Source organism: Micromonospora trifolii, from assembly GCF_050516465.1.
Lineage (GTDB): Bacteria > Actinomycetota > Actinomycetes > Mycobacteriales > Micromonosporaceae > Micromonospora > Micromonospora trifolii.
Map to the genome: position 1 here is coordinate 2,710,892 of NZ_CP191526.1, position 18,866 is coordinate 2,729,757.

An 18,866-nucleotide genomic window follows, 5' to 3' on the forward strand; every position below is an offset into this window, starting at 1 on the left:
GCCGGTCAGACCGTCAGGGCCGCCCGGACCGCCCGCTCCGCCGTGACACCCCCGTCGCCGTGCGAGGTGACCCGACCGGACTCCAGCACGTGGTAGCGGTCCGCCACCCGCAGCGCGAAGCCCAGGTGCTGCTCGACGAGCAGCACACTGAACCCGGACTGCCGGGTCAACTCCACGATCCGCTCCTGGATCTCCGCGACCACCGACGGCTGGATGCCCTCGGTCGGCTCGTCGAGCATCAGCAGCCGCGGCCGGGTGATCAGGGCGCGGGCGATGGCCAACTGCTGACGCTGACCGCCGGAGAGCAACCCGGCCCGACGCCGCAGCAGCGGGCGCAACGCCGGGAACAGATCCAGCACCTCCGCCGTGGCCACCGCCCCGTCGCGCCGACCGTCGGCGACCAGCCGCAGATTCTCCGCTGCGGTCAGGTGCGGAAAGCACTGCTGACCCTGCGGAACGTACGCCATCCCCCGCGCCACCCGCTCGTGCGGCCCGGCGCGGGTGACGTCCTCGCCGTCCAGCTCGACGGTGCCGGCGCTCGGCCGCAGCAGCCCGGCCGCGACCCGCAGCAGAGTGCTCTTGCCGGCACCGTTGTGCCCGAGCACGGCGGCCACCCCGTCGGGCGGGACCGCCAGATCAACCCCGTGCAGCACCCGAGATCGCCCGTACCCGGCGTGCACCCCGCGCAGCGTCAGCATCATGCCTCCAGGCCAGTGCGGGCCGACCCGGCGTCGACCGGGTGGCCAAGGTAGACCTCCTGCACCCGCGGGTCCGCTTGGACCTGCGCCACCGTGCCCTCGCTGAGCACCCGACCGGCGTGCAGCACGGTGACGCTGCGCGCGAACCGACGCAGGAAGTCCATGTCGTGCTCGATCACGACGACAGTGCGATCCCGGCTCACCGTCTCCAACAGGACGCCGGTGGCGTCGCGTTCCTCGTGGCTCATCCCGGCGACCGGCTCGTCCAGCAGCAGCAGTCGCGCGTCCTGCACCAGCAGCATGCCGATCTCCAGCCACTGCTTCTGGCCGTGCGCGAGGGTCCCGGCGAGGTGCGCGGCCCGCTCGGCCAGACCGATGGTCTCCAGCGCGGCGGCGACCTCGTCAGGGACACCACGGCGGCGGCGGGCCAGGGTCGCCCAGCTACGCCGGGCGCCCGCCGCGATGTCGAGGTTCTGCAACACCGACAGCTCCTCGAAGACCGTCGAGGTCTGGAAAGTCCGCCCGATGCCGAGCCGGCTGATCCGGTGCACCGGGCGGCCGAGCAGTTCCTCGTCGCCGAACCGGGCCGATCCGGTGGCCCGGACCAGGCCGGTGATCGCGTCGACCAGTGTTGTCTTGCCGGCGCCGTTCGGCCCGATCAGAAACCGGATGTCGCCGGCGGGCACCTCCAACGAGACGCCGTCCACGGCGGTGAAACCGTCGAAACTGACCCGCACGTCACGGACGGACAACCCGTCCAACCGCTCGCCGCTCATGCCGCCGGCACCTCCGTCCGCTCGGCGCGTCGTCGGCCCAGCGACAACCGCCCGCGCCACGACGGCTGCGCGGCGACGTCGCGGCGGCGGGCCAACGCCCACAGCGACGCCAGGCCGCCGGGAAGGAACGCCACCACGACCACGAAGAGCAACCCCTGAAGGTACGTCCAGGTGCCCGGGAACCGCTCGGAGAGGGCGGTACGCGCCCAGGCCACCGCCACCGCGCCGAGCACCGGCCCGAGCAGTGTCGCCCGGCCACCAACCGCGACGCCGATGACGAACTCGATCGACGGGACGATGCCGATCAGCGCGGGCGAGATGATGCCCACCGCGGGCACGAACAGCGCCCCGGCCAGTCCGGCCATGCCCGCCGCGACCACGTACGCCACCAGCTTGACCGACGCCGGGTCGTAGCCCAGGAAGCGGACCCGTTCCTCACCGTCGCGGACCGCCACCAGCAGCTCGCCGTAGCGGCTGTGGATGAGCTGACGGGTCAGCGCGAGCAACGCCAGCAGCGTCCCGGCGATGATGAAGTACACCATCCGCTGGTTGACCGGGTCGTCCAGGTCGTAGCCGAAGAAGCCCTTGATGTCGGTGAGCCCGTTGGTGCCGCCCGTGGTGCCCTGCTGACCGATCAGCAGGATCACCATCGCCGCGGCGAGCGCCTGACTGAGGATGGCGAAGTACGCGCCGCGGACCCGGCGACGGAAGACCAGCGAGCCGAGCCCGAAGGCGACCGCCATCGGCAGCAGCACCGTGGCGGGCAGCGCGAACCACGGGCTGGCGAACGGCCGCCACCACAGGGGCAGCTCGTCGAGTTGCCCGTACAGCTGCATGAAGTCGGGCATCCCATCCGGGCCCGCGTCGGCGAGCTTGAGGTGCATGGCCATCGCGTAGCCGCCGAGGCCGAAGAAGACGCCCTGGCCCAGGGTGAGCATCCCGCCCCGGCCCCAGGCGATCCCGATGCCGACCGCGACCATGGCGACGCAGAGGTACTTGGCGAGCAACGCCAGTCGGAAGTCCGACAACACCAGCGGGGCGACGGCGAACAGCACCGCCGCGCCGAAGGCGAAGCCGGCCAGGGTCCGCAGCCGCGATCGGCCGGCGGGGCGGCCCGGTGGTACGGCGCCGGCGGGCGCCGGGCGGACGGCGGTGCTGGGTGGCGCGGGGGTGACGGCGGTCATGCGAGGCTCCTGGTCCGCAGGGTGAACAGGCCCTGTGGCCGCCACTGAAGGAACGCGACGATCGCCACGAACACGATCACCTTGGCGACGCTGAGGGTGGTGAGGTACTCCCCGGTGGCCTGGAGCACGCCGAGGGCGAAGGCGACGATCACGCTGCCCTTGAGCTGGCCGATCCCGCCGACCACGACGACCAGGAAGGCGTCGATGATCAGGTTGGTGCCCATCGTCGGGCCGATCGGGCCGAGCAGGGTGAGGGCCACCCCGGCGAGCCCGGCCAGGCCGGAGCCGAGGAAGAAGGTCGTCCGGTCGACCCGGGAGGTGGCGATGCCCGACACGGCGGCGAGGTCCCGGTTCTGCACCACTGCGCGGATACGACGCCCGAGCGGGGTGAGTCGCAGCGCCAGGGTGAGCGCCGCGACGGCGGCCAGCGCCAGGGCCAGGATGAACAGCCGGTTGTTGGCGATGGTCAGCCCGCCGGGCAGCGCCACGTTGCCGGTGAGCAGCTCGGGCGCGCGGGTCTGCACGTTCGGGCTGCCGAAGATGTCCCGGGCCAGTTGCTGCAACATCAGTGACACACCCCAGGTGACCAGCAGGGTGTCCAGTGGCCGGGCGTAGAGCCGGCGGATGAGCAGCACCTCCAGCAGGACGCCCATGGCGCCGGCGACGACGAACGCCACCGGCAGCGCGACCACCAGCGACAGGCCCGCGCCGGTGATGCTCTGTTGCAGAACATAGGTGGTGTACGCGCCGGCCATGATGAACTCACCGTGCGCCATGTTGATCACGTTCATCTGGCCGAAGGTCAACGCGAGGCCGAGCGCGATGAGCAGCAGCACCGCGCCGATGCTGATGCCGGTGAAGAGTTGACCGAAGAGGACTGTCACGGTGGGTACTCCGAACTGCTGGTCGGGTGGCCCGGGCGGAGCGCGCGGCAACGCGCTCCGCCCGGGCCGGCGTCGTCAGCTCAGGCCGCTCGCCCACGGGTAGGTCTTGAGGTACGGGTCCGGCGCGACGGGCTTGCCGGAGTTCCACACCTCGGTGATCAGGCCGTCCGCGCCGATCTTGCCGATCCGGGCGGTCTTGGCGATGTGTTGGGTCTTGCCGTCGACGGTGACCAGACCCTCCGGCGCGTCGAAGGTGATCCCGTCCGAGGCGGAGCGGACCTTCTCCACGTCGAACGCGCCGGCCTTCTCGACCATCGCCTTCCACAGGTGCACGCCCACGTACGCGGCCTCCATCGGATCGCTGGTCGGCTTGTCCGCGCCGTACTTCGCCTTGTACGCGGCCACGAACTTCGAGTTCGCCGCACCGGGGGTGGTCTGGTAGTAGTTCCAGGCCGTCAGCTGACCCTCCAGGTACTGGGTGCCGATGCCCTTGACCTCTTCCTCGGCGATCGACACCGACACCACCGGCATCGCGGCGGCGGTCAGACCCGCGGACTTGTACTCCTTGAAGAAGGCCACGTTGCTGTCACCGTTGAGCGTGTTGAACACCGCGTCCGCGCCGGACGATTTGACCTTGTTGACGATGGTGCCGAACTCGGTGGAGCCGAGGGGCGCGTAATCCTCACCCAGCACGGTCATCCCGTTCGCGGTCGCGTACGCCTTGATGATTTTGTTGGCGGTGCGCGGAAAGACGTAGTCGCTACCGACCAGATAGACCGACTTCGCGCCCTGCGACTTGAGGTAGTCGAGCCCGGGAACGATCTGCTGGTTGGTCGTCGCTCCGGTGTAGAAGATGTAGGGCGACTGCTCCAGGCCCTCGTACTGCACCGGGTAGAACAGCAGCGCCTTGTTCTTCTCGAACACCGGCTTGACCGCCTTGCGGCTGGCCGACGTCCAACAGCCGAAGACGGCGGCCACCCGGTCCTCGGAGATGAGCTTCTCGGCCTTCTCCGCGAAGGTGGGCCAGTCCGAGGCGCCGTCCTCACCGACCGGCTGGATCTTCTTGCCGAGGACACCGCCGGCCGCGTTGATCTCCTCGACGGCGAGCATGATGGAGTCGCGGACGGTGACCTCGCTGATCGCCATGGTCCCGGAGAGCGAGTTGAGCAGGCCCACCTTCACGGTGTCGCCGGAGACGTCGGCGGTGACGCCGGTCGCGCCACCCTCGTCGGTGGTCTTGCTGCCGCACGCGGTCATCGCGGCCGCGGCGACCAGGGTCATGGCACCCGCCAGGATGCGGCGGCCCCGGAATAATGACATCTACTCTCCCTGCGGTGCACTCAAGTGGCGAAAGGACGGTCGGTGCGGTCCGATGGAGCTGACGTGGGCGATGCCAAGGTCGACGGGTGGACGCCGCGCAGGACACCGGATCGGATATGGGCAGGGAAAGCGTCGACCGGCATGATTGCGCGGGTGTTTCCCGGTCCTTAATTGACTGTTTCCGAGGGACCGTCGAGGCGCGCACGAAAATCGGCCGACACCGTTGGGGAGGAAACGGTGTCGGCCGTTCGGAAAGACGCAGAATAAGTGCCAGCACAATGGTCGACGGACGAATCCGTGGACGGTGGGCACATTGGCGAGATCTGACCCCGTGGCCAGATCCTTCACGCAGGAAGCATCTTAGGACGGGATCGGGTGGCGCTGTCAAGGGTCGGGTGAACCGACTGCACTGCCCGGTTCAGAGTTGGGCGAGCACTGTGAAGTCGAGCCCGTCGGCCTCGGCCAGGTAGATGCGCTGCCGGACGTGCCGCTGCCGCAGCCGCAGCCGCCCACGCGGGCCGTGGTAGGCGACCGTGTCGGCGGCCGTCTCGATCGCCCGCACGTCGAGGGTGCGGGCCTGGCCGATCAGCGCGGCGAGCAGCATGACGCCCTCGTAGCAGGACTCCCCCAGGCTGCCCAGCGGCGGCGCCTCCACCCCGAAGCGCCGCGCGAACTCGCCGTGGAAGTCGAGATTCTCCTGTGTCACCAGCCCGGCGAAGAAACCCGCCGTGCTGTACAGCCTCCGGGTCGCGCCGGCACCGCTGGCCAACAGCATGTTCTCGTCCATCAGGGTGCTCAGCCGCAGGCAGCGCTGATCCAGGCCGGATCGGGCGAACGCACGGTTGAACCGCACCGCGTCGGCACCGACCAGCAGCATCAACACCGCATCCGCGTCACTGTGCTCGATGCGGCGCAACACCTCGGTGAAGTCGTGCGCGTCCAACGGCAGGAAGTGCCGGCCGACCACCTGCCCACCGCCGCGCAGCGCGTACCGCTGGGCAGCCCGCGACGTACGACGCGGCCAGACGTAGTCGTTGCCGACCACGAACCAGCGGCGCACGCCCTGCTCCCCGGCGAGCAGCCGCATCGCGGGCCAGAGTTGGGCATCGGGCGTCTCGCTGGTCAGGAAGACACCTTCGGTGCGTTCGCCGCCCTCGTAGAGTGCGGTGTAGACGTACGGCACCCGGTGCGCGACGCGGGGCGCCAACGCCTGGCGCACCGAGGAGATGTGCCACCCCGTCACCCCCTGCACGGCCCCCACCGACACCAACGTCTCGACCTCGGCGGCCACCTCGGCCGGCGGTGCGCCACCGTCGACCGGCACCAGCCGGACCTCCCGGCCCAGTACGCCACCACACCGATTGATTTCCTCCATTGCGAGCTGCGCGCAGAGCTCGCAGGTGGGGCCGAACATGCCGGCCGGCCCGCGCATCGGGTAGACCAGCGCGATGCTGACCACGGCACGGTCGACGGTCAGCCACGGCGGTGCCGGCGCGGACATGAGCACATGATTGCCCGGCCCACGACCGAAGACCAGCGCTCACCACTGACCGGGACGACTCGCTACCATGACAGGGCCACCGGACCAGGGAGTTTCATGTCAGACGTGCCCGGGGCGCCAGCCGACCTGCTGCGCTCGCTCACCCGCGCCGAACGGCTGCTCTCCCGCCGGCTGGGCGCTGTTCTGGCCGACGACGCGATCAGCATCGAGGCGTGGCGGGTGCTCTGCCTGCTCGCCGACGGCCAGGGTCACCCGATGAGCGAGGTGTCCGCCGAGGCGTCGCTGCCGCCGGGCACCCTCACCAAGCTGGTCGACCAGCTCGTCGACCGCAACCTCGTCTTCCGCCGGATCGACCCGATCGACCGTCGACGGATTCGGGCGTACCTGACCGCTCGGGGCCGCCGTGAGCACGCCCGCATGGACGAGCGGGTCCGAGCCAGCATCGCCGAACTGGGCATCGTCGAGCTGGGCAGCGCGGTGCTCGGCACCGCAGAGAGCAGCAGCGCGCATGTGCCACCGGCCGCCGACCTGGTGAGTCAGCTCGACGATCTGATCGGCCGCCTCGACCCCGCGCGCCGCCAGGACCCCGCCCGCCGCGACGACCCCGCCCGACGCGATGATCGCGTCGATGCCGGCGCCGCCGGTGGCCCCCACCGCTAGCGGCCGCCGCGGGCAAGGCGTTGCTGGGCCAACACGGCAGGCCGGCCGGGTCGTCGCGCTGGACCGGCACGCCAAGCCGAAGTCCCGACCGTCGCCCCAGACTGCGTCAGAGGTCGGTCGCCCCGGAGCGCGACATACCTGTGAGGCATAAATGTGACTCACAGGTATATCGCTCGTGAGCGGAAGTGCCGCCCGCCAGGTTCCCACCACAGCCGACACCACGCACGACCGCCAGCGCCGCACGACGTGCCAACGCCGCACGACGGCCAGCGCCGATGCTGCTAGGGCGTGAGGTGGGCGCGCAGGGTGTGCGCGTCGGGAGCGGTGGCCGTCCACAGTGTCGCCGGGCCGCCGGCCAGCGGTAACCGGGCGACGCTGCCCTCGGCCGTTGGAGGTTCGGCGGGTCGCGACGGGTCGACCACCAGCAGCGAGCCGGTGGCCGGGGCGCCGCCGAGCACCGCCGGGCCGGCCCAGCCCGGCGCGTTCGGGCCCACCGCGAGGGACTGGCGCAGCAGTGGTCGACCCGCGTAGTCGACCTGGGTGTGCACGACGGCGCCGCCGGGCGCCTCGCCGTACCGGCCGCAGATCAGCTCGTCGCGCCACCGCAGGCTCGCGTCGGCGGCCAGCGCGATCCGGGACTCGGCGAGGTGCGCGCAGCCGGCCGCAGCGACCAACTGTTCCGGGAGCCAGTGCAGCGTGGCACCGGCGTGCACCACCGCCCGCACCGCCATCCGGGAGACGGCACCCGCGCGACCCGGAAGGGCGATCGACGCGGCGACGCTGTGCACCCGGACGGCCGCGCCCGGCCCGACCTCGATCTCCAGGCGCAGATCGTCCCCGGCAAGCGGTCCGGCCGCCCCGCCGATGAGGTGCACCGTGGCGACACCACCGTCGGTCGGGGTCTGGCGCAGCAGCAACGGCGTTTCGCCGTGCAGCTCGACCAGGGCCGTGCCGCCCCGACCGTCGGCCCTGGCGACCAGCCGAGCGAGCGCTCGCATCAGGCCGGGCCGACCGGCACGGCCAGTGGGTGCAGGGCGGCGTGGTGGGCCAGCTCGTGCCGGATCCAGTCCGCTACCGACGTTGCCGTGGGGTCTCCCACGATGGACAGGAAGAGGGTCGGGAGGTCGCCGCGTCGGGCCCGCGCGTCACGATCCATGACGGCGAGGTCGGCACCCACCATCGGCGCCAGGTCGGTCTTGTTGATCACGAGGAGGTCGGCGGCGGTGACCCCCGGCCCGCCCTTGCGGGGCACCTTGTCCCCGCCCGCCACGTCGACCACGAAGATCTGCCGGTCGACCAGCCCCCGACTGAAGGTCGCCGTCAGGTTGTCCCCACCGCTCTCCACGAGGACCAGGTCCAACGGGCCGACCGCCTCGGCCAGTTCGTCGACGGCGTCCAGATTGGCGCCGATGTCGTCGCGGATCGCGGTGTGCGGGCAGCAACCGGTCTCCACCGCGCGGATCCGGGCCGGGTCCAGCACGCCGGCCCGCCGGAGGAAGTCGGCGTCCTCGGTCGTGTAGATGTCGTTGGTCACCACGCCGAGCCGCAGCTCGTCGGCGAAGGCACGGCAGAGCGCGGCCACCAGGGCCGTCTTGCCGGAACCGACCGGGCCGCCGATGCCGACCCGCAGGGCACGGCCGGCACGCGCCAACGGCGGATGGGGGTCCACCCCCGGCTCCGGGTGGGTGTGCGGAACGGTCTCGTCGTGGGGTGGGGTGGCCGGCGGCGGCGTGATCGGTTCGACGGCGGGCACAGCGCTCGGCACAACGGTGTCAGGACGCAAAGAGACGCACCTCCCAGGTGGCATGGATTTCGGCATGGATGTCGGCGAGTGGAGCGGCGGCCGCAGGCAGCCGCTCCGGTGGATCATCGGCGGCCCGCGCCGCGTCGGCGGCCGCGCCGTCGCAGGCGTCGGCCAGGCCGACCAGCAGGGCCTGGACCTGGTACGGGTCGAGGCCGAGCAGACGTACGCCAGCGCTGGCCGCCCCGGTCAGCGTCCCGTACGCGGCGATCGTCGCGGTCTCGACGCGGGACAGCCCGGCCGCGGCGCAGAGCAGCCCGAGCACCAGCGGTTGGTGTGCGCCACCGGGCGTCGCAGGCAGGTCGGCGAACGGGGCGTCCGGCCAGATGGCCCGGCCGGCACGCAGCAGCGCCCGGCCCTGCCGGCGCGATACCGCCCGCAACGCCGGGGCGGCGGTACGCGCGTCCAGCTCCGCGTCGAGCCGAGTCAGCGCGCCCGATCGGGCAGCAGGCTCAGCCAGCACCGCCGCTCGGTGGGCGGCCGCCGCGAACGCCGCGCCGACCAGCCCGGCGGTGGCCAACCGGCCGGCCAGGAACGCCTCCAACGAGGCCAGGTCGGTGACCCGACCGGCGGCGACGGCCGCCTCCAGACCACCGGAGTGCGCGTGCGCCCCGGCCGGGAAGCGCCCGTCGGCCAACAACAACAGCAGGCTCGGCGTCGTCATCAGAACAGGAAGTACCGCTGGGCCATCGGCAGCCGGGTCACCGGGTCCGGCTCCACCACCTGCCCGTCGATCCGCACCGTGAAGGTGTCCGGGTCCACCTCGATGCGCGGCATCGCGTTGTTCTCCGGCAGGTCGGCCTTGCCCCGCGACCGCACGTCACTCACGGGCACCACCCGGCGTCGCACGTCCAGGCGCAGCCCGGCGTCCAGGGCCGCCGGAGCCACGAAGGCAAGGCTGGTGGCCGCCGCCGCCGCGCCGTACGCCCCGAACATCGGCCTGGGCAGCATCGGCTGCGGTGTCGGGATCGAGGCGTTGGCGTCGCCCATCTGGGCGTACGCGATCATGCCGCCCTTGAGGACCAGGTGCGGCCGGACACCGAAGAACGCCGGGTCCCAGAGCACCAGGTCGGCGAGCTTGCCCGGTTCGACCGAGCCGACCTCCCGTTCCAGCCCGTTGGCCATCGCCGCGCAGATGGTGTACTTCGCCACGTACCGTCGAGCCCGGTGGTTGTCGGCGGGCCCGTCACCCGGCAGCGCGCCGACCCGGTCCTTCATCACGTGGGCGCTCTGCCAGGTCCGCATGATCACCTCGCCGACCCGGCCCATCGCCTGCGCGTCGGAGCCGATGATCGAGATCGCGCCGAGGTCGTGCAGCAGGTCCTCGGCGGCCATCGTGGATGGTCGGATCCGGCTCTCGGCGAAGGCCAGGTCCTCCGGCACGGATGGGTTGAGATGGTGGCAGACCATCAACATGTCCAGGTGCTCGGCCAGGGTGTTGGCGGTGTACGGCCGGGTCGGGTTCGTCGAGGACGGCAACACGTTCGGTTCGCTGGCCACGGTGATGATGTCCGGTGCGTGTCCGCCACCGGCTCCCTCGGTGTGGTACGAGTGGATCGCCCTTCCACCGATCGCCCGCAGGGTGTCGGCGACGAACCCGGCCTCGTTGAGCGTGTCGGTGTGGATCGACACCTGGACCCCGGACGCGTCCGCCACCCGCAGGCAGGCGTCGATCGCCGCCGGTGTGGTGCCCCAGTCCTCGTGCAGCTTGAAACCGCCCGCACCGGCCCGCAGTTGTTCCCACAGCGCTTCGCTGGAGACGGTGTTGCCCTTGCCGAGCAGCAGCACGTTGACCGGCATGGTGTCCAGCGCCTCGTGCATCCGGGCCAGGTGCCAGGCGTTCGGGGTGACAGTTGTCGCGCGGGTCCCCTCGGCCGGCCCGGTGCCGCCGCCGACCATCGTGGTGATGCCACTGGCCAGTGCCTCGGTGACGATCTGCGGGCAGATGAAGTGCACGTGGGTGTCGACCGCGCCGGCGGTGAGGATCCGCCCGTTGCCCGCGATCACCTCGGTCGACGGGCCGATGACCAGGTCGGGGTGGACACCGGGCATGGTGTCCGGGTTGCCGGCCCGGCCGAGCGCCACGATGCGCCCGTCGCGCAGCCCCACGTCGGCCTTGACCACGCCCCAGTGGTCGAGCACCACCGCGCCGGTGATGACGGTGTCCAGTGCCCCCTCGGCGCGGGTGGCCCGGGACTGGCCCATCGACTCACGGATCACCTTCCCGCCGCCGAAGACCGCCTCGTCGCCGCCCACGCAGTGGTCGGTCTCCACCTCGATCAGCAGGTTGGTGTCGGCCAGCCGGATCCGGTCACCGGTCGTCGGCCCGTACAGGTCGATGTAGCGGTCCCGCCGCACGGCGCTCACCGCGGCGACCCGTCTTCCATAGGCGGGTGCGGCGACGGGTCCAATGGTCCCGCGCACTCTGCGCGCAGGCCCGGCACGACCCGGGCGCCGCCGAGCGGTACGAGGTCGACGCTGCGGTTGATGCCCGGCTCGAACCGGACGGAGGTGCCGGCCGGAACGGCGAGCCGCTGCCCCCAGGCCGCGCCCCGGTCGAACGACAGCGCCGGGTTGGCTTCGGCGAAGTGATAGTGCGAACCGACCTGTACCGGGCGGTCGGCGGTGTTGATCACGAGCAGGGTGGTCACCGGACGACCCACGTTGATCTCGACCGGGTCGGCCGCCGGCAGGATCTCCCCGGGGATCACGGGATCGGGTGGTGCACCGTCACCAGCTTGGTGCCGTCCGGGAACGTCGCCTCCACCTGCACCTCCCTCAGCAGCTCGGGGATGCCGTCCTGGACGTCGTCGCGGCCAAGCACCGCCCGGCCGGCCGACATCAGGTCGACCACCGACCGCCCGTCGCGGGCCCCTTCGAGGAGGAACGCGGTGATCACCGCGACGGCTTCGGGGTAATTGAGGCGCAGGCCGCGTTCGCGGCGGGCGCGGGCTACATCGGCCGCGACGTGGACGAGCAGGCGGTCCTGCTCGTGCGGGCTGAGGAACACGGGGCTCTCCCGGTGGGTCGGCGTGCCCCGGCTCGCCATCGGCTCCGCGGAGCCACCCGGGCAACAGGACCCGAGGAGACGAGCTGGGAGTCACACGACCGCCGGACCACCGCCGACGGGGCGACCCGGGACTCCACCATCCCGGCCCGCACGACGGGCAACCGGCGGTGTCGGGTCGGATGCGGACCGCACCGCCCACCGCTGAGCAGACCGTAGAGGATCGCCACCGACCGAGGCAACAGTCCATCAGGGATCGTGTCGGCGGCCGCTGGCTACCGGTACGGCGGCAGGCAGGGGATGATCGCCGGATGACGGCGACGAGGGGTACCCGCGCACTGCTCGGTGTTCTGTTCCTGGCGGCGGCAACGGTCGGGGCGTGGCTCCTCTGGCTCGGCTGGGACACCCGGTACGCGGTCGACGCGCAGACCGGCGCTAGCAGCGGCCCGTACGAGCCGTGGCAGGTGATCGGCTGCGTGTTGACGCTCGTGGTGCTGGCCGCGCTCGCCGGGACGCGGCTCAGCCCGTGGCTGGTCGCGCCGGTGATGACTGTGGCGTTCACGGCGGCCTGGTCGTGGCGGGCCGCATCGACCGACGACAGCGGGCTGTGGGTGGTCGGGGGGATTCTGGTGCTGGCCGGGATGGCAGCCGGCAGCACGGTGGTGAGCCTCGCGGCGCGGCGGGTCGGCCAGCGATTCGCCGGCCGACCCGCCGCGAGATAACCCATCGCCCCTCGGGCGCGGAAATGCTAGAAGGGGACGTGCCTGACCTGACAAGCCCCCTTGATGCCACGTCCCTCGAGACTCCGCGGCTGCTGTTGCGCCGCATGCGAAGCGATGATCTGGACGGGTTCGCCGCGGTCAACGCGCAGCCCGACGTGATGCGCTACATCCATGACGGCCGCACCCTGGACCGGGCCGCGACCGCGGAGCGTCTGGCCACCTATCAGCGGCACTGGGACGAGCACGGCTTCGGCCTGTACGCGGTGGAGATCAGAGAGACCGGTGAGCTGGCCGGTTTCACCGGACTGGCGGTGCCGACCTTCCTGCCCGAGATCATGCCGGCCGTGGAGATCGGCTGGCGGCTCGGCCGCGCGTACTGGGGTCGGGGCCTGGCCACCGAGGCGGCCCAGGCCGTTGTCACCCACACTCGCGCCCAGCTCGGCCTGCGGCGGCTGGTCAGCATCCACGTCGTCGGCAACAAGGCGTCCGCGCGGGTGATGGTCAAGCTGGGCATGTCGCTGGAGCGCGAGACCGTGCAGCCGGACACCGGCCGCAAGGTCCGGGTCTACGCGATGGACCTGTGAGCGGCCGTGGCGTCGGTTGCCGCGGGTCGGCCGGTCAGCGGGCCCCGGCGGGCTCCGGCGCGGGCGCACCGGCGAACGGGACGTCGACGTGGTCCGCCGTGGCCTGCCCACCAGCGCGGTGCCGGCCCCGCCACGGTTGGTCGCCGCGACCCGGTCGGCTCTGGGCCGGGGTGCTGGTGGCGGGGGGGTTGGTGACGCTGATCCGGGCGTGACGGTCCATCGTGGAAACGTCTTATGTGTGATCTCATGTCGTGGTGATCACCCCGACTCCCCTCATGCGTCTGGTGGCCGGTGTGTGGGGGTTCAAGACCCTCGCGGTCGGCGTCGAACTCGGTCTGTTCACCCGGCTCGCCGGTGGGCGGACGATGACCGTCGAGCAGGCCGCCGCCGAGTTCGGGCTGCCCGACCGGCCCGCGGACCTGCTGCTGGCCGCCAGTGCGTCGCTCGGCCTGTTGGAGAAGGCCGGCGACGGTTACCGCAACTCCGAGTTGGCCGAGCAGTTCCTGGTCGAGGGTCGCCCGTACTACTTCGGCGCGCAGGTCCGCTACTCGGACCTGCGCACCTACCTGCCCTGGCACCGCATCGGCGAGGCCCTGCGCACCGATCGGCCGTTGACCTGGGACCCGGAGGCCCAACAGTCGATGTTCGACACCGCCGACCCGGCGATGCTGGCGCAATTCTGGGACGCGATGTTCTCCACGTCCAGCTTCACCGCCAGCGCGTTGGCCGACGCGTACGACTTCTCCGCGCATCGCCGGTTGCTCGACGTGGGCGGGGGTGCCGGGGCGTTCCCGATCGAGTTCTGCCGACGCCTGCCCGAGCTGCGGGCGACCGTCCTGGATCTGCCGCACGTCTGCGTCCGGGCCCGGGAGCGGATCGCGGAGGCCGGCCTGACCGGGCGAATCGACGCGGTGGGCGGTGACTTCCTCGCCGACCCGGCGCTGCCGGACGGGCACGACGTCATCCTGCTCAGCATGATCCTGCACGACTGGGACGAGCCGACGAACCGGGCACTGCTGGCCCGGTGCCGCGCCGCGTTGCCGCCGGGTGGGGCGATCGTCGTCTGCGAACTGCTGCTCAACGACGAACGCACCGGACCGCCGGAGGCGGCCCTGATGGGCATGAACATGCTGGTTGAGACCGAGGGCGGCCGGAACTACTCGGGCGCCGAGTACGCGGCCTGGCTCACCGACGCCGGCTTCGTCGACGTGCGTAATGTGCCGCTCGACGCGCCCGGCGCCAACGGCGCGGTGGTGGCCCGGAGGGCCTGACCGACGACGACACCCGGCCCCGGTGCGAACCGTGGGCCGGGTGTCGCGGCGCCTCACGGCGCGGGCGTCCGATCGGCTACCGGTACGGGTCAGGCGCGAGCCTTGGCCGGCTGCTTCATGAAGTCCATGATCGCCTTGTTGACCTCGTCGGCGTGGGTCCACGGAATGCCGTGCGGCGCGCCCTTCATCGTGATCAGCTGCGCGGTCGGCATCATCGGCCCGAGACGCTGACCGGTCACCGGGTAGGGCAGCACGTTGTCCTTGTCGCCCTGCATGATCAAGATCGGTACGTCGATCTTCGGCAGGTCCTGACGGAAGTCCTCCTGCCAGGCGGTCACGCTGTCGTGGGTGGCCCTGGCCGAGGCCATCGCGCCGATCTGCCAGTGCCCACGGTACGCGTCCTCACTGACCAGCTTGCCCTTGTTCTCGCTGTAGTTGAAGAACGCGTCGCAGAACTGGGTCAGGTAGGCGTAGCGGTCCTTGATGATGGCGTCCTGGAAGCCCTTGAAGAGGCTCGTGTCGACGCCCTCCGGGTTGTCCTTCGCCTTGGCCAGCATGGGTTGCAGCGGGCTGAGCAGAACACCGCGACTCACTCGCTGGGAGCCGTAGTTGGCCAGGTAGCGAACGACCTCGCCGGTGCCCATCGAGTGACCGACCAGGGTCGCCTCCTTCAGGTCCAGCTCGGTCATCAGCACGTCCAGGTCCGCGGCGAACGTGTTGTAGTCGTACCCGAACGCCGGCTGGGCGGAGTTGCCGTAACCGCGCCGATCGTAGGTGATCGTCCGGTATCCGGCGTTGAGTAGCGCGTTGGTCGCCTTCTCGAAGGTCGCCCCGTTGAACGGGAAGCCTGCGATCAGCACGACCGGCTTACCGGAACCGTGATCCTCGTAGTAAAGGTCGATGGGCGCGGAGTTTTCCGTCCCCACGGTAATGAAAGGCATGTTTGTCTCCTGCTCCGGTCTCGGGCTGTCGGACGCCCCGCGCTTTCCCGTCGGGTCGCCGGATATGCGGACCACCGAAGGCACCTGGGGAGCCCGCTCGGCCACCCACCTCCCCATCGACATTTATCAACCTCGTCGGTAGGGTCGGCGGTAGGAAAGTTTCGCCGTACTGGAGGTGGGCATGCTTCGACGAGTCCGCACGGGGGCCGCCGCGTTGGCCATCGGAGCGACAACGATCGCGTTGGGCGCCGCGCCGGCCCAGGCCGACCCGGTGGTGCCACGGCACGCCATCGTGGTCTGCCAGAGCGCCAGCTTCTACGCCAACTACGACTCCGCCGGCGGGCCCACTGGCCTCAAGCGCACCCTCGCCTACGGCAACAAGATCGGCCACACCCCGGGGGCGCACCCGGTCTACAACGGGTGGGCGGCTTCCTTCGACTTCGGTCCGAACGACTGGGGTTACCTCCGCGCCGAGTGCATCGGCGGGTACGACTCATGGTGAGCCGGCGCAGCACCCGGATGACCGCCGGCCTGCTGGCCGGAGTCGTCGCCGCGGCACTCGCCATGCCGACCCCGGCACAGGCCGCCAACGGCACGATCGGTCAACGGGAGACGGTGTGCGCGAGCGACCTGTTCGTCCGTACCCAACCCGTCGGCGCCTGGATGGGCACCCTCTACCAGGGTCAGACGTTCCTGGTCGAGGGTCCCCGCAGCGGCGGCTACGTCTACGGCTTCGCCTACGGGCACATCAACCGGCGGGGCTGGGTGCAGGACGGCTGGTTCTGCTGACCGTGCCCGCTGGCGGGACAGGGGTGTCCTGATCGGGCCGTGACGGCCTAGCCTCGGGGTGTGAGCCTTCCGCCCCGGCTGCGGGCCGTCAGCGACCTGCACGTCGGGCACCCGCAGAACCGCGTGTTCGTGCAGGAGCTGCACCCGGACAACGACGGCGACTGGCTGCTCGTCGCCGGGGACGTCGCCGACCGGTTCGCCGACATCGAGTGGGCGCTCGGGCTACTGAGCAGTCGGTTCGCGCGGGTCGTCTGGGCGCCGGGCAACCACGAGCTGTGGACACCCCCGCGTGACCCGGTCACGTTGCGCGGCGAGGAGCGCTACCGCGAGCTGGTGCGGATGTGCCGGCGGTTGGGGGTGGTCACCCCGGAGGATCCGTACCCGGTGTGGGACGGCGACGGCGGCCCAGCGACCATCGCCCCGCTCTTCGTGCTCTACGACTACACGTTCCGGGTGCCGGAGGCACGCACCCAGCAGGAGTCGCTGGCCCTGGCGTACGCGGCCGGTGTGGTGTGCACTGACGAGGCGCTGCTGCACCCCGACCCGTACCCGAGTCGGGAGGCGTGGTGCGCGGCGCGGGTAGCCGAGACCGAACGCCGGCTGGCCGAACGCGACCCGGCGCTGCCGACGGTGCTGGTCAACCACTATCCGCTGGTGCGGGAGCCCACCGACGTGCTGCGCTACCCGGTCTTCGCCCAGTGGTGCGGCACCGTCCGCACCAGCGACTGGCACCTGCGCTTCGACGCCGCCGCAGTCGTCTACGGGCACCTGCACATCCCCCGCACCACGTTCCACGACGGGGTGCGTTTCGAGGAAGTCTCCCTCGGCTACCCCCGCGAGTGGCAGCCCCGGGGGCCGGTGCCCGACCCGGTACGCACGATCAACCCGGCCGACGACAGGCGTAGGCGCCCGTCCGTCAGCGGGTGAGGCCGTCAGGATTTCCGCAGCGGCCGGAACGCGGCCCGCACCTCGGCGGAGAAGAGTTCCGGCTCCTCCCACGCCGCGAAGTGCCCGCCGCGGTCAGCCTCGTTGAAGTACGCGATGCCGGGGTAGACCGCCTCGGCCCAGCTACGCGGGGCGGCCCAGATCTCGCCGGGGAACGTGGTGAAGCCGACCGGCACCGTGACCGGCGGCGGAGCCTGACCGGCCGCCTGGGCCGCTGCTTGAAACCGCCCCTGCTCCCAGTACCACCGGGCGGACGAAGCACCGGTGCCCGTCAACCAGTACAGCGTGATGTTGTCGAGGATGCTGTCCCGGGTGAGACCGCCGGCCGGATCGCCGTCGAGGAACGCGCGGGAAATCTTGTAGTAGCTGTCCGTGTCGTGGTCGAGCATCCAGGCCGCCATCCCGACAGGTGAGTCCAGCAGCGAGTAGCCGATCGTCTGCGGCCGAGTGGACTGCTCCAGGAAGTAGCCGAAGCCGTCCTTGGCGAACAGGTTCAGCGCGTCGAGCGCGGCACGTTCCTGCTCGGAACTCGCCGGCAACTTGTCCTTGATGCCGATCGCCCCGGCGAGCAGGTTCACGTGGATGCCGAGCAGCCCTTGAGGTCCTTGGCGCCCCATGGCGTCCGTGACGGCGGCGCCGACGTCGCCACCCTGCGCGACGTAGCGCGGGTAACCGAGCCGGTCCATGAGTTTCGCCCACGCCTGTGCCATCCGCGCCGAATTCCAGCCAGGCTCGGTCGGCTCGCCGGAGAAGCCGTAGCCCGGCAACGACGGCAGTACCAGGTGGAACGCGTCCTCGGGCGTGCCGCCGTGCGCCGTCGGGTCGGTCAGCGGGCCGACGACTCCGAGCAGCTCGACGACCGAGCCCGGCCAGCCGTGCGTCATGATCAGCGGCAGGGCGCTCTCATGCTGCGATCGCACGTGGATGAAGTGAATCTCGACGCCGTCGATGTTCGTCGTGTACTGCGGCAGCGAATTCAGCTTCGTTGCGCACGCAGTCCAGTCGTAATCGCTCATCCAGTAGCGGGCCAACTCCTGGATCGTCGCCAGCTGTACCCCCTGCGAGCGATCGGTGACCAACTCGCGAGTGGGCCAGCGGGTAGCCGCAATCCGGCGACGCAGGTCGGCGATCGCGTCCTCCGGTGTGTCGAGCCGGAAGGGACGAATCTCGTTGTCGTTGGACATCTTCCCCACCTCGCCAAGTCGAGTCGGCCAGTGCCGATGCACCGACGGTGCCGCACTCGCCCAGTCTCACAGCGGGCCGACGCCACCCGGGCCGAAACGCGAATCGCCGACGCGCATCCGCGCCGAACCCGTGGGATGATCAACAGGTGAGCCAACCGGACGAATTCGACGACAACTGGCTAAACGGCGAGGAAGTTGCCTGTCCGGAGTGCCACGAACGCCTTTACCGCCTCGACCACTCGCCGCTGCTGGACTGCTATTTCCTCTACTGCGACAGCTGCCCGATGCGGGTAGACGTCGGTTACTACGACGGCACGTTTATGACCATCGCCGACGCCCTTCCTTCCCGGGACAGGACCTACTCCACGCTGATGGCGGCACTTGAGGCGCGGCTACGGCGATGCGACTGCGGCGGGCGGTTCCGGGACTCGGCGCCTCGGCGCTGCCACCGGTGCTCCACCGTCCTGACGGCCATCAGCGCGCCTTCCGGTGTCGACGTCTGGCCAGGCTGGTGGACAGATGAGACAGACACCGGTTCCCTGGAAGAGACGTTCACCGCCAGGTACTTCCGCACCGAGGACCTCTGGGAGCACTGACGC

The 18,866-nt window shown here is 70.9% G+C and carries 23 protein-coding genes; 8 read left to right on the forward strand and 15 right to left on the reverse strand.

The genetic code is table 11. From position 1 onward, the window contains the following. Positions 1-5: 5 nt before the first annotated feature. From urtE to ACQRWP_RS12620, 6 genes are all read right to left on the reverse strand, one after another. A complete protein-coding gene (gene urtE / locus ACQRWP_RS12595) occupies positions 6-701 on the reverse strand; it encodes an urea ABC transporter ATP-binding subunit UrtE (protein ID WP_430502404.1) in 696 nt (231 codons plus the stop codon). Continuing rightward, the gene (gene urtD, locus ACQRWP_RS12600; RefSeq protein ID WP_430502405.1) at positions 698-1,474 is read right to left on the reverse strand and encodes an urea ABC transporter ATP-binding protein UrtD; all 777 of its coding nucleotides are present in this window, start codon (positions 1,472-1,474) and stop codon (positions 698-700) included. Before urtD ends, urtE begins: the two co-directional genes overlap by 4 nt. After that, positions 1,471-2,658, reverse strand: coding sequence for an urea ABC transporter permease subunit UrtC (gene urtC, locus ACQRWP_RS12605; RefSeq protein ID WP_430502406.1), 1,188 nt, complete (start codon positions 2,656-2,658; stop codon positions 1,471-1,473). Before urtC ends, urtD begins: the two co-directional genes overlap by 4 nt. Then, the gene (urtB, locus tag ACQRWP_RS12610) at positions 2,655-3,542 is read right to left on the reverse strand and encodes an urea ABC transporter permease subunit UrtB (protein WP_354942925.1); all 888 of its coding nucleotides are present in this window, start codon (positions 3,540-3,542) and stop codon (positions 2,655-2,657) included. Before urtB ends, urtC begins: the two co-directional genes overlap by 4 nt. 75 nt (positions 3,543-3,617) lie before the next feature. Next, positions 3,618-4,862 (reverse strand): urea ABC transporter substrate-binding protein, encoded by a 1,245-nt coding sequence (gene urtA, locus ACQRWP_RS12615; protein ID WP_366341026.1) that lies wholly within the window; start codon positions 4,860-4,862, stop codon positions 3,618-3,620. A gap of 418 nt (positions 4,863-5,280) precedes the next feature. After that, entirely contained in the window at positions 5,281-6,363 is a 1,083-nt protein-coding gene (locus tag ACQRWP_RS12620; protein ID WP_430502407.1) for a substrate-binding domain-containing protein, read from the reverse strand. Between the two features lie 96 nt (positions 6,364-6,459). Here ACQRWP_RS12620 and ACQRWP_RS12625 point away from each other — a divergent pair, with 96 nt between their 5' ends. Further along, complete coding sequence (locus ACQRWP_RS12625; protein WP_430502408.1) at positions 6,460-7,023, forward strand: MarR family winged helix-turn-helix transcriptional regulator; 564 nt, start codon at positions 6,460-6,462, stop codon at positions 7,021-7,023. Between the two features lie 281 nt (positions 7,024-7,304). Here the strand turns inward: ACQRWP_RS12625 and ACQRWP_RS12630 are convergent, their stop codons facing one another. From ACQRWP_RS12630 to ACQRWP_RS12655, 6 genes are read right to left on the reverse strand one after another with little or no spacing between them, the layout of a single operon-like run. Further along, on the reverse strand, positions 7,305-8,021 hold the full coding sequence (locus ACQRWP_RS12630) for an urease accessory protein UreD (RefSeq protein WP_430502409.1): 717 nt from the start codon (positions 8,019-8,021) through the stop codon (positions 7,305-7,307). Then, complete coding sequence (gene ureG / locus ACQRWP_RS12635; RefSeq protein ID WP_258400227.1) at positions 8,021-8,806, reverse strand: urease accessory protein UreG; 786 nt, start codon at positions 8,804-8,806, stop codon at positions 8,021-8,023. The genes ACQRWP_RS12630 and ureG overlap by 1 nt, the downstream gene beginning before the upstream one ends. After that, positions 8,796-9,488 carry an urease accessory protein UreF gene (locus ACQRWP_RS12640; RefSeq protein ID WP_430502410.1) on the reverse strand — a complete coding sequence of 231 codons (693 nt, stop codon included), beginning with the start codon at positions 9,486-9,488 and terminating at the stop codon, positions 8,796-8,798. Before ACQRWP_RS12640 ends, ureG begins: the two co-directional genes overlap by 11 nt. Next, on the reverse strand, positions 9,488-11,191 hold the full coding sequence (locus ACQRWP_RS12645; protein WP_354942932.1) for an urease subunit alpha: 1,704 nt from the start codon (positions 11,189-11,191) through the stop codon (positions 9,488-9,490). The genes ACQRWP_RS12640 and ACQRWP_RS12645 overlap by 1 nt, the downstream gene beginning before the upstream one ends. Further along, entirely contained in the window at positions 11,188-11,535 is a 348-nt protein-coding gene (locus tag ACQRWP_RS12650) for an urease subunit beta (protein ID WP_430502411.1), read from the reverse strand. Before ACQRWP_RS12650 ends, ACQRWP_RS12645 begins: the two co-directional genes overlap by 4 nt. Then, positions 11,532-11,834, reverse strand: a complete 303-nt coding sequence (locus tag ACQRWP_RS12655; protein ID WP_030335444.1) for an urease subunit gamma — start codon at positions 11,832-11,834, stop codon at positions 11,532-11,534. The genes ACQRWP_RS12650 and ACQRWP_RS12655 overlap by 4 nt, the downstream gene beginning before the upstream one ends. A gap of 308 nt (positions 11,835-12,142) precedes the next feature. On the opposite strand from ACQRWP_RS12655, the gene ACQRWP_RS12660 reads away from it, so the two are divergent. Both ACQRWP_RS12660 and ACQRWP_RS12665 read left to right on the forward strand, forming a co-directional pair. Next, the gene (locus tag ACQRWP_RS12660) at positions 12,143-12,553 is read left to right on the forward strand and encodes a hypothetical protein (RefSeq protein WP_430502412.1); all 411 of its coding nucleotides are present in this window, start codon (positions 12,143-12,145) and stop codon (positions 12,551-12,553) included. A gap of 23 nt (positions 12,554-12,576) precedes the next feature. Beyond that, entirely contained in the window at positions 12,577-13,137 is a 561-nt protein-coding gene (locus ACQRWP_RS12665; RefSeq protein ID WP_430502413.1) for a GNAT family N-acetyltransferase, read from the forward strand. A 34-nt stretch (positions 13,138-13,171) separates the two neighbouring features. Here ACQRWP_RS12665 and ACQRWP_RS12670 read toward each other — a convergent pair whose 3' ends face one another. Continuing rightward, on the reverse strand, positions 13,172-13,357 hold the full coding sequence (locus ACQRWP_RS12670; RefSeq protein WP_430502414.1) for a hypothetical protein: 186 nt from the start codon (positions 13,355-13,357) through the stop codon (positions 13,172-13,174). A gap of 34 nt (positions 13,358-13,391) precedes the next feature. Here ACQRWP_RS12670 and ACQRWP_RS12675 point away from each other — a divergent pair, with 34 nt between their 5' ends. Next, the gene (locus ACQRWP_RS12675) at positions 13,392-14,408 is read left to right on the forward strand and encodes a methyltransferase (protein WP_430502415.1); all 1,017 of its coding nucleotides are present in this window, start codon (positions 13,392-13,394) and stop codon (positions 14,406-14,408) included. Positions 14,409-14,497: 89 nt separating this feature from the next. On the opposite strand, the gene ACQRWP_RS12680 is transcribed toward ACQRWP_RS12675, so the two are convergent. Next, the gene (locus tag ACQRWP_RS12680; RefSeq protein WP_410817419.1) at positions 14,498-15,349 is read right to left on the reverse strand and encodes an alpha/beta fold hydrolase; all 852 of its coding nucleotides are present in this window, start codon (positions 15,347-15,349) and stop codon (positions 14,498-14,500) included. Between the two features lie 181 nt (positions 15,350-15,530). Here ACQRWP_RS12680 and ACQRWP_RS12685 point away from each other — a divergent pair, with 181 nt between their 5' ends. Genes ACQRWP_RS12685 through ACQRWP_RS12695 form a run of 3 tightly spaced genes read left to right on the forward strand, consistent with a single transcriptional unit; the run spans position 15,531 to position 17,065 of the window. Next, positions 15,531-15,851 (forward strand): hypothetical protein, encoded by a 321-nt coding sequence (locus ACQRWP_RS12685; protein ID WP_430502416.1) that lies wholly within the window; start codon positions 15,531-15,533, stop codon positions 15,849-15,851. Then, positions 15,845-16,138: a hypothetical protein gene (locus ACQRWP_RS12690; protein WP_430502417.1), complete on the forward strand. Its 294-nt coding sequence runs from the start codon at positions 15,845-15,847 to the stop codon at positions 16,136-16,138. Before ACQRWP_RS12685 ends, ACQRWP_RS12690 begins: the two co-directional genes overlap by 7 nt. Before the next feature lie 60 nt (positions 16,139-16,198). Beyond that, positions 16,199-17,065: a metallophosphoesterase family protein gene (locus tag ACQRWP_RS12695; RefSeq protein ID WP_430502418.1), complete on the forward strand. Its 867-nt coding sequence runs from the start codon at positions 16,199-16,201 to the stop codon at positions 17,063-17,065. Positions 17,066-17,070: 5 nt separating this feature from the next. Here ACQRWP_RS12695 and ACQRWP_RS12700 read toward each other — a convergent pair whose 3' ends face one another. Then, positions 17,071-18,267, reverse strand: coding sequence for an epoxide hydrolase family protein (locus ACQRWP_RS12700; protein WP_430502419.1), 1,197 nt, complete (start codon positions 18,265-18,267; stop codon positions 17,071-17,073). Positions 18,268-18,413: 146 nt separating this feature from the next. Here ACQRWP_RS12700 and ACQRWP_RS12705 point away from each other — a divergent pair, with 146 nt between their 5' ends. Then, a complete protein-coding gene (locus ACQRWP_RS12705) occupies positions 18,414-18,863 on the forward strand; it encodes a hypothetical protein (protein WP_430502420.1) in 450 nt (149 codons plus the stop codon). Positions 18,864-18,866: the final 3 nt, after the last annotated feature.